Genomic DNA, 9534 nt, shown 5'->3' on the forward strand with positions numbered 1-9534 from the left:
ACCATCGGAATATAAAACGTCGGATACGGCCGATGCTGGGGTTCAAATCATTTCGCCGTGCACAGACGATACTGGCAGGCATTGAGTTAGTCCACATGATACGCAAAGGGCAGCTTCAGCATCCGTAAGGTGATGGATTGTCCGCAGCGGAACAATGTTATCTGTTGGCTGCCTGAAAAAGCGGCAGCGGAACTTTTGCTGACTTGTCTACGCTAATGCGACAGAGCCGTCGTCGTCCCCGAGCAATAAGGGCGCATGCGCTATTCATTTTTTTGCCCGGCCGAACTCCACGCCCTCTTTGAGTATCTCAGCTTCCATCGTCTTTTTGCCCAGAAGACGCTGAAGTTCGCGGATTTGCTTATTGGCCGCAGCAAGTTCAGACGCGGGTACGACCTCTTCACCTAATGCCACGGCGGTCAGAGAACCGTCTTCATACTGCCTGCGCCATTTGAAGATCTGGTTAGCATTGATGCCATGCAGGCGAGCGACATGAGACGCGGTCATGCCGGGTTCCATCGTCTGCTGAATAATGGCAATTTTTTCCTGCGGTGTACGACGCCGACGCCGTTCAGGTCCTGATAACACTTCAACCATCTTATTATTCTGACTGGTGTTAAACATAGTTCTAAGACTACCTCTTATTTTAAGAGAGGCGAAGTGTCTGGTGATCTGTGGGGCCAGTCTAGCCGGTGCCGGCGAAGGCCCTGACAACCAGCTGTTTTCCCTGCCAGTGAATGATGGCTTCCTGCTCCGGCGTACTGATGTATGACATAGCAGCAGACTCCACAAAAATAAAAGTCCCCTACCCTGCATCGCAGGGAATCAAATTGCGAGCGAAAACCAGATCAACACGCGTGTAGGATTTTCACGCATCTGTCGCGGGCACGGTTTTACGACAGCACATCCCCGACCGTGCCATTACGGCACGGCGGAAAACGAATGTCAGAACAGATTTACAGCGCTATAACGAAACCGGCTTAAGCCGGCGCAGGACTGAGAGTGCCTGCAGGAGGTATTCGCGAGAACAACCCTTACACAGCCAGATGCCAACAGTCCGCAGTGGTCACGATCATGAGCATCGGGTCAAACATTCACAATTAGTCATTGCTTAAAAACCCGTAGGTAGTTGCCCGGTGACAATGGCCACGAAAATAAAAATAAAGAACATCGGCAGTGACCATTTAAAGAATTCTTTCTGATACTGACCCAACGTCATTTCCGTGCGATTCATTAGGAGGAATAGCCATGCCACGGTTGGACTTGCGTAACGCAGTGCCTGCCCCATAAATGAGGCCACACCGATTTCTGTTGGGGTGATACCGAAAGAGTAAGCTACAGGGGCGATGACCGGTAAAATGCCAAAGTAGTAGGCATCCACAGGCAGTGCGAAACAGGCAATCGCACCAATAACAGCAAATATAAGTGCTGTGTGCGAGCCCATCGATGGCGGAATGAGGCTGGCCATGTGGTTTGCGACCGCTGCGGCCATTCCACTACCGTTGAATATTCCAAGGAAAACACCTGCGGCCATAATGATGGAAGCCACAGCAATCGCGTCACCACCATTGGCGGTGATTCGCTCACGTTGCTCCGTGGCGGTATAATTAACGGTCAGAGCCAGAGCGGTGCCCAGCAGGAAGACAATTGCCCCACTAGCCCAGCCCATAATCAGAACAACCAGTAAAGCAACCGTAAGCGCTAAGTTGAACAAGAACAGCTGGGGTCTTTTGAGTTCCTTTTCATGATGTTTAATCGCATTCATCATGCTATTGATTTGCTCTGGTGTGACGATGGACTGCTTGCCATGAACATAACCCAGACGCTTGCGTTCTTTTATACCCATGACATAAGCCATACCAAAGACATAGATAAACGACACTACAAGAATAGGCAAAATGGCAACAAAGAGTGCGTTCACTTCCAGATTCAGCACCGCAGCAGCACGGGCAAGCGGCCCCCCCCAGGGCAGACAATTTCCCAGTCCGCAGGGCAGAATAATTAACATTGCCAGATTAGACAGCTTTAGCCCCATCTGCTTGTACAGGGGCAAAAATGCTGAAGTGATAATTAATATGGTGGTAGTGCCGTCTCCGTCCAGTGTTACCACGGATGAGGTGAACGCCGTCACCAGCATTATTTTTAATGGGTCACCATTGGCTTTGCGTATCAGATAAGTACACAGCGGGTCAAATAAACCTACATTCATCATCAGGCTAAAATAAAGAATAGCAAACAATATCATCACTGTCGGATTCATAGTGCCTAATGATATTTTTCCGTCTGCCTGTTGCTTATAAAACAAACCTTCCTTTACCCAGTTTAAAATAGACTCCAGAGGAATGTTACTATAAAGACATAAAATCACTCCAACGACCAGGGAAACAATAATTAATCCAGTAAAGGGGGATAGTTTTTGCCGGATAACCAGAACTAAGAATGCAACGATGAGCAGGTATCCCAGAATAGTTAACATCTGTAGGCTCCATATTATAATTGATAGTTCAGTGAAGGGAGTGCATTGCCCCCCTCGATGATTATTTTACGATTACATTTCTTTCAGTAATCGGGTTACCCAGTCAGGGGCCAGTTCAGGTAATGGCTGTTGATTCGACCTGCACTGCGAATACTGCGCAATCACTTCGCGGCGTCTGATTTCATACGCCAGTTTCTTCTCTGCTTCAGCGATAACAGCTTCAATGTGCTCTCGCGGGACAATGACCACACCATCTCCGTCGCCGAATACAAGGTCACCCGGTGAAACATCAATCCCCGCACACATCACAGCGCTGTTGATTTTCCCCGGGCCTTTTTTAGCCGGGCTGCGTGGCATCACGCCTTTCGCGTAAACCGGAATAGTCAGCTCTGCCAGGGCAGTTTTATCCCGGATACAACCATCGATCACTACGCCATTGAAACCTACGGCCTGTGCGGCACCTACCATCAAATCCCCCATATAAGCCCGCTCCTGATATCCTTTACCAGCGACAACCAACACGTACCCAGGTGCGCCCTGATAAATCGCCACGTGAACCGGGAAATTGTCACCATCCTGCGTATCAACTGTGCAGGCGGTACCAATCATAGTTTTATGTTCATCAATTGGCAGCAGGTTTGCGTCCATACAGCCATTTCTGGGAATGCCCAGATTTTGCATTCCGTCGCACAGTAATGCCGGACTCAGAACCAACAGACGTTCAATCAGATGATCCGGGATAAGTGGTGGTAACACGTGGTATGGGTTATTCATGATTATCTCTCTCAATATTGGATAAGCAGGTAATTGCACTTCGGTAATCCATATCGGCTCCATTGGGCCCCAGCACACTGGCCCAATCCGTCTGGCTTAGTGTTTCAAGTCTGTTTCTTGTCGCAGTGGACATGCTGGCATCAACGGATAAGGAATCGAGCGTGGAAATCACATCTGTCATTTCGGCGCAACGCCTTTTGGCATGTATTAATGTTCTGGCAGTAAAAATCCTGGCGAGTTGTTCTACATTTTTTCCATCCAGAGAATCACTCAGGGAAGAAACCAGCGTATCCAGTGCGCCATATTTATCAGCAGCAATGAATGCCTCGATAAATAATTGTGGGATACCCTTCATCACGACACTTTTCAGCATTTTAATTGCTGAAGCCGCCCCCGCTTTAGCCTCTATATCTGTCAGATTCATCCCTTCGGAGATGAAGGCATTCCGGAATGATTGAGCTCCTTCCCCGGCCAAAAGAATGGGTACACGCAGAGCATTTCCAGGTACTGTACCCATCACGGCTGCGTCACAAAACAACACGCCCGGCCTTCTGGGGATGAGATCAATTCGCTGTTTGATTGCCGGGGCGGCAGAATTCATATCCGTATAGATTTGCCCTTCATGGAGACAGGGAAGAATTTTTTCAGCGATATTCAGTGCGCTGCTTGCACTTGTCAGACAAACGATAAAGCGTGCCTTTTGACAGACTTCGTCTAAAGAGTCTAAGAGAACCACACCCGCTTTTTTCGCTCGTTCACGGATAGCAACACCCTCTTCCCCCGCACCGGCAGAAGAATCAAATGCGCCTATTTCCAGTTGAGAAACGGAACGTAACCCCATCGAAAAATTGAAAGCCGCTTCACCAAAACCAATAAAAACCAATTTCATAAGAACATCCCGAAATGAGTGAGTGGCAACAGCATTGCAAACTATGCGCCAATTCATTCAATCAGTATAAAAATCATCGCACTTAAAATAATATTATTTTAAATCAATGCATTAAATCCGTGACAGATAAAGTTCCGCCACCCGATGTAGATCACAATTCGTTATCACTGGCATTGCATTTCATTAACATGACGGTATGGTGAAAGGAAATGAAACATAAGGTATCTTCCCGAACATGGCAAAAATCGCAGTTATTTCTCCGTCCAGCCAGCTGACCATGGTTGTTGAGTCGTTACTTGTTGAACGAGACTTACCCATTATTCTGGCGCAGGCTTCAGAAGCTACAGCTGTAATTATTGCCCGCCGACTAATAGAAAATGGGATAGAGATATTAATCAGTAGAGGGAAAACTGCTGAGTTATTAAGAGAATCAGTTCCTGTCCCTGTAATCGAAATCAGGCATACTTTTCTTGATTGTTTTAATGCTTATCAGAAGGCTCGCAAATACTCGGATAACGTTGTATTTCTGGCTACATCTCAGGCGTATGAAAAAATCCTGAGCAAAGCATTACCCTTTTTAAAGGGAGCATCGATTTGCAAAATCGATGCTTTTGATAAAATCGAGACGATTAGCTCAGTGTTCGAACAACTGCGCAATAACAACATCAATGTTGTTGTTGGTGGTCTATCTTTACAAAATTTAGCAATTACCTATGGCATGCATTATGTGATGTCCGAAGCAGATCCCGACTCTATTGAAGATGCAATGAGTGAAGCATTGCACCTTTTAAAAGTTGAATCTGATAAACAACGTAAAAACATGGAGTTGAAAAAACGTTATGAAATGATCAGCGCAATACTCAACTGTGTATCTGAAGGTTTGTTGAGCATTGATTCAAAATTAAAAATAACAAACATCAATGAATTTGCGGCTCGTTATCTGACACCAGCAGGGCCTGGGGAAGAGATAAGCCACGAGACACTCAGAAATTATTTTTTAGCCGTTTTGCAGTCTGGCCAACCAGTTTCTGCCGTTTTAATCGAAACAGGTCGATATTCCCTGAGTATAAATATCGCCCCCGTCATGTTACATGACAGTATTGTAGGCGCAGTAGCCAGCATTCAGAACCAGAGCGAAATAAAGAAAATAGAACAAAAGATGAGGTTAAAGCACAGCGAGACACATATTGCAGATAAAAAATTCAAAGACATTATTGGTAACAGTCCCGCATTACTTTCAGCGAAAGCGCTCGCAGAAAAGTATGCCCGGGTAGAAAGCACAGTAATGATCGAAGGCGAGACGGGAACAGGTAAAGAACTCTTTGCACAAAGCATTCACAATGCATCGGTACGAGCATCGGGCCCTTTCGTGGCGATAAATTGTGCTTCCTTCGCCGCCAGCGTGATAGAAAGTGAATTATTTGGCTATGTCAAAGGGGCATTTACGGGAGCGTTACAGGAAGGGAAAACAGGTGTTTTCGAGCAGGCCCATGGCGGTACTATTTTTCTGGACGAAATAAGCGAGCTTTCTATTGACATTCAGTTAAAACTACTGAGAACCCTGCAAGAGCGAAAAATCATACGTCTCGGTGATAATAAAACCATTCCTGTTGATATCCGCATCATCACAGCCAGCAATAAAAATCTCATGCGATTAATTGAACAAGGCAAATTTCGGGAAGACTTTTATTATCGAATTTGTGTCCTGCGGTTAACTTTACCTTCGTTACAGCAGCGCCGCACTGATATCCCACCTTTGGCTATGCATTTATTACGAATGCAGGGCCACGGCGATTTATCATTTAGCAACGTTGCTCTTCACAAACTAAGTCAGAGAAAGTGGCCGGGAAACATACGCCAGTTAAGCAATATTATTGAACGACTTATAGTGGTGGCAGAGGATAATGTAATTGATGAGGCCATACTGGATGATGTACTTGCGGATGTTACACCAATGCAGATTTCGAATGATTATCAACCCGACAGCGACAGAGACCCTCCGGACGAAAAACATCTGCTGATGAACGCCTTAAGGCAGGTAAGAGGCAATCGACAGCAAGCTGCCAAACTTCTGGGTATCAGTAGCACCACACTCTGGCGAAGAATAAAAAAATATCAGGGCAGTGACCCGATATTTTTCGAGACTATCAAATACCGCGAGCATGATACGCAGGTATGAACGGTGGCATTATTGAGGAGATCAGTTTTGTCGGCACATCCAGTCGGGTTTGTTAAATAAACCGAACTTTTGCTGAATGGCAGGATCAGATCACGCATCATCCTGACAACGCAGGCAGTCCCGTGGTAAAGCAGACGTTCCGAATCACCAACTGGCGCACTTACAACAAAGCCCTTATCAATCGTGGCTCCGTCACCTTCTGGCTGGACGACGAAGCCATTGCGTCATGGTATGAGTCCGCCGTACCCCCATCCCGGGGGCTCCCCCTCCGGTATTCAGACCTTGCCATCACCACTGTACTGGTGGTTAAACGCGTATTCCGACTGACCCTGCGGGCTGCCGAAGGATTTATTGATTCCATTTTTGCCCTGATGAGGGTTCCGCTCCGCAGCCCTGATTACTGGCCGGCGGAGTATGCCGACAGAAATCAGGCGGTGGCGAGGCAGCGTCTGACGGGGAGCAATGCGTACTGGAAATGGCACACGGCTTACAACCGACGTTCGGTGGCAGGAACGGTGATGTACCGTGTTAAACAACTGTTCGGTGGGCATCTTACGCTGCGGGATTATGATGCACAGGTTGGAGAAGCTATGGCCATGATCCGTGCCCTGAACAAAATGACGCGAGCAGGCATGCCAGAAAGTGTACGGATTGTCTGAGGAAATGACTGAAAGGGAGAGTTTTTATCTAAACCCGATTTATTCAACAAAGCCTGATGGATGCCGCCGCCCGTGACGAGTGGTACCGGAATCTTGAGCGGGATGATATTCCGGCTATCAGTGAAAACAACATCCTCTCGACGTTTAAGCAACTGCACCACAGCAAGAATGAAGTGTTTGAACGTGGCGTCATTAATGTTTTCAAGAACCTGAGCTGGGACTACAAACGAACTCGCCCTGTAAGTTTGGTAAGAAGATCATCGTCAATGGCCTGGTGAATCATTCCCGATGGGGTTTTCGGCTCAATTGGGGCAAGCGGCGTGATCAGCTTGCAGATCTGGAACGCATGTTGAATCTGCTGGACGGTAAACCGGTACCAGAGAATCGCAATGACCTGGGGGTCAGGCTGGAGCAGCATATTGATGTCCAACGGACATCGGCGGTGTTTGAAGATGACTACTTTTCGATACGCTACTTTCAGAAGGGCTCAGCGCACATCACCTTTGTTCGTTCACACCAAGGCAAAACATCGCCCGGATGGAACGTTGACGCCCGCGGTAAGGAAAATGCGGGTTGACGACAATAACGCCTGGCGCGCCGGGCTGAAAAAAGCGGGTATCGAGGATTTCCGGTTTCACGACCTGAGACATACGTGGGCCAGCTGGTTAATTCAGTCGGGCGTTCCGCTTTCTGTCCTGCAGGAAATGGGAGGCTGGGAGAGCATTGAGATGGTGCGTCGATATGCTCACCTGGCACCTAATCATTTAACGGAACATGCGCGGCAAATTGACTCGATTTTTGAGGAAGATGTCCCAAATATGTCCCAAACGGAAAAATCAGCGGCTGGAGGAAGTTGATAAGTGGTTGATTTTAAATGGTACGCCCTACAGGGCTCGAACCTGTGACCTACGGCTTAGAAGGCCGTTGCTCTATCCAACTGAGCTAAGGGCGCACTGAGAAGCGGGAGCTTCATGATGTGCAATCGCCGGGAATTATACGGTGCATGCCTGATGAGTCAATGCATTTTGCCATCAAACTGTTTTCTGCGGCCAACTTGTCTACTTATGCACCAGGCGACGCATAAGGATTCTCCAATCCGCTTCGTCATTTCCCCGCATAACATCGGCTTAAACGCGAGCCGGTCCGTCGTTTATACATCTTAATCACGCCGCAACGGCAGGGTTTATCGCCCCTCCACGCGCCGAAAAGCGATAAAAAATCAAACGAGGACTGACAGAGCGGCTGGCTTCTGACAAAATATCCGCAACCCCCTTTCGTTAAGATACAGATGGAATCCTCTCTCTGATGGCAGCAAAAATTATTGACGGTAAAACGATTGCGCAGCAGGTGCGCTCTGAAGTCGCGGAAAAAGTGAAGGCGCGCACTGCGGCCGGAAAACGCGCCCCGGGGTTAGCCGTCGTGCTGGTTGGCAGCAACCCGGCATCGCAGATTTATGTCGGCAGCAAGCGCAAGGCATGTGAAGAGGTGGGGTTCATCTCCCGCTCATACGATCTCCCGGAAACTACCAGCGAAGCGGAGCTGCTGGAACTTATCGACACGCTGAATGCCGATTCGGCTATCGACGGTATCCTGGTACAGCTGCCGCTGCCTGCCGGGATCGATAATGTGAAAGTGCTGGAACGCATCGCGCCGGACAAAGACGTCGATGGCTTCCATCCCTACAACGTCGGCCGCCTGTGCCAGCGCGCTCCGCGTCTGCGCCCGTGTACGCCGCGCGGTATCGTGACGCTGCTTGAGCGTTACAACATCGACACCTACGGCCTGAATGCCGTGGTGATCGGCGCCTCTAACATCGTCGGCCGTCCGATGAGCATGGAGCTGCTGCTGGCAGGCTGCACCACCACCGTGACCCACCGCTTCACCAAAAACCTGCGCCAGCACGTCGAAAATGCCGATCTGCTGATCGTCGCGGTCGGTAAGCCGGGCTTTATTCCGGGCGAATGGATTAAAGAAGGCGCGATTGTGGTCGATGTCGGCATTAACCGCCTGGAAAGCGGCAAAGTGGTTGGCGACGTGGTCTATGAAGATGCCGCCGCGCGCGCGTCATACATCACGCCGGTTCCCGGCGGCGTCGGCCCGATGACCGTAGCCACCCTCATTCAGAACACGCTGCAGGCGTGCGAAGAGTATCACGACATTCAGGAGGCCTAAGATGGCGACTTTTTCTCTGGGTAAACACCCGCACGTTGAGCTGTGCGATCTGCTGAAGCTGGAAGGCTGGAGCGAAAGCGGCGCGCAGGCAAAAATCGTGATTGCCGACGGTCTGGTGAAAGTTGACGGCGCGGTTGAAACCCGCAAGCGCTGCAAGATCGTTGCCGGCCAGACGGTCAGCTTTTCAGGTCAGAGCATCACCGTGACCGCCTGACCGCCGTCGCTGAATAAAAAAATGCCGGGCCCTTAAGGTCCGGCATTTCAGACTGCTGACTAACCCCACTTTTTTAGGTGGGGTTCTTCTTTTCTAGCGACCGCAGGTCGCGATCGCTATATTTTTCCATGACCTCGCCATTTGAACATTCAGCTCGCTCAAGGCGGTTTTCGG

General features: G+C 49.0%; 8 protein-coding genes, 1 tRNA gene and 3 pseudogenes. 7 read left to right on the forward strand and 5 right to left on the reverse strand.

All coding sequences use genetic code 11. The features are described 5' to 3' along the window. On the forward strand, positions 1-128 hold a 128-nt coding region (locus GVK32_RS27870), incomplete at its 5' end, for a DDE-type integrase/transposase/recombinase (protein ID WP_159874049.1). A 101-nt stretch (positions 129-229) separates the two neighbouring features. On the opposite strand, the pseudogene GVK32_RS27875 reads toward GVK32_RS27870, so the two are convergent. The 4 genes and pseudogenes from GVK32_RS27875 to GVK32_RS27890 all read right to left on the reverse strand — a co-directional run. Then, positions 230-594, reverse strand: a pseudogene (locus GVK32_RS27875) (transposase); the annotation flags it as partial. Between the two features lie 514 nt (positions 595-1108). Continuing rightward, entirely contained in the window at positions 1109-2473 is a 1365-nt protein-coding gene (locus GVK32_RS27880) for a CitMHS family transporter (RefSeq protein WP_159874051.1), read from the reverse strand. Positions 2474-2545: 72 nt separating this feature from the next. Next, positions 2546-3247: an RraA family protein gene (locus GVK32_RS27885; protein ID WP_200842951.1), complete on the reverse strand. Its 702-nt coding sequence runs from the start codon at positions 3245-3247 to the stop codon at positions 2546-2548. After that, positions 3240-4136 carry an NAD(P)-dependent oxidoreductase gene (locus tag GVK32_RS27890; protein ID WP_159874053.1) on the reverse strand — a complete coding sequence of 299 codons (897 nt, stop codon included), beginning with the start codon at positions 4134-4136 and terminating at the stop codon, positions 3240-3242. The genes GVK32_RS27885 and GVK32_RS27890 overlap by 8 nt, the downstream gene beginning before the upstream one ends. A gap of 235 nt (positions 4137-4371) precedes the next feature. Here GVK32_RS27890 and GVK32_RS27895 point away from each other — a divergent pair, with 235 nt between their 5' ends. The 4 genes and pseudogenes from GVK32_RS27895 to GVK32_RS27910 all read left to right on the forward strand — a co-directional run. Continuing rightward, on the forward strand, positions 4372-6315 hold the full coding sequence (locus tag GVK32_RS27895) for a sigma 54-interacting transcriptional regulator (RefSeq protein ID WP_159874055.1): 1944 nt from the start codon (positions 4372-4374) through the stop codon (positions 6313-6315). Between the two features lie 122 nt (positions 6316-6437). Continuing rightward, positions 6438-6974 carry a transposase gene (locus GVK32_RS27900; protein ID WP_159874057.1) on the forward strand — a complete coding sequence of 179 codons (537 nt, stop codon included), beginning with the start codon at positions 6438-6440 and terminating at the stop codon, positions 6972-6974. A gap of 50 nt (positions 6975-7024) precedes the next feature. Next, positions 7025-7551: pseudogene (locus GVK32_RS27905) on the forward strand (DUF4942 domain-containing protein); the annotation flags it as partial. Continuing rightward, a pseudogene (locus GVK32_RS27910) lies at positions 7478-7831 on the forward strand (site-specific integrase); the annotation flags it as partial. The pseudogenes GVK32_RS27905 and GVK32_RS27910, both read left to right, overlap by 74 nt. 18 nt (positions 7832-7849) lie before the next feature. On the opposite strand, the gene GVK32_RS27915 reads toward GVK32_RS27910, so the two are convergent. Further along, positions 7850-7926, reverse strand: a tRNA-Arg gene (locus GVK32_RS27915). A 353-nt stretch (positions 7927-8279) separates the two neighbouring features. Between GVK32_RS27915 and folD the strand changes: the two genes are divergently transcribed. Both folD and ybcJ read left to right on the forward strand, forming a co-directional pair. Further along, complete coding sequence (gene folD / locus GVK32_RS27920) at positions 8280-9146, forward strand: bifunctional methylenetetrahydrofolate dehydrogenase/methenyltetrahydrofolate cyclohydrolase FolD (protein ID WP_041144398.1); 867 nt, start codon at positions 8280-8282, stop codon at positions 9144-9146. 1 nt (position 9147) lies between these two features. Further along, the gene (ybcJ, locus tag GVK32_RS27925; protein WP_159874059.1) at positions 9148-9360 is read left to right on the forward strand and encodes a ribosome-associated protein YbcJ; all 213 of its coding nucleotides are present in this window, start codon (positions 9148-9150) and stop codon (positions 9358-9360) included. The last annotated feature ends 174 nt before the right edge of the window (positions 9361-9534 follow it).

This window comes from Klebsiella sp. 18074 (assembly GCF_902705905.1).
GTDB lineage: Bacteria > Pseudomonadota > Gammaproteobacteria > Enterobacterales > Enterobacteriaceae > Klebsiella > Klebsiella terrigena.

Excerpts from the sequence above, each read along its gene's own strand:
- GVK32_RS27880 (WP_159874051.1), bottom strand. The coding sequence starts at position 2,473 with ATGTTAACTATTCTGGGATACCTGCTCATCGTTGCATTCTTAGTTCTG.
- GVK32_RS27885 (WP_200842951.1), bottom strand. The coding sequence starts at position 3,247 with ATGAATAACCCATACCACGTGTTACCACCACTTATCCCGGATCATCTG.
- GVK32_RS27890 (WP_159874053.1), bottom strand. The coding sequence starts at position 4,136 with ATGAAATTGGTTTTTATTGGTTTTGGTGAAGCGGCTTTCAATTTTTCG.
- GVK32_RS27895 (WP_159874055.1), top strand. The coding sequence starts at position 4,372 with ATGGCAAAAATCGCAGTTATTTCTCCGTCCAGCCAGCTGACCATGGTT.
- folD (WP_041144398.1), top strand. The coding sequence starts at position 8,280 with ATGGCAGCAAAAATTATTGACGGTAAAACGATTGCGCAGCAGGTGCGC.
- ybcJ (WP_159874059.1), top strand. The coding sequence starts at position 9,148 with ATGGCGACTTTTTCTCTGGGTAAACACCCGCACGTTGAGCTGTGCGAT.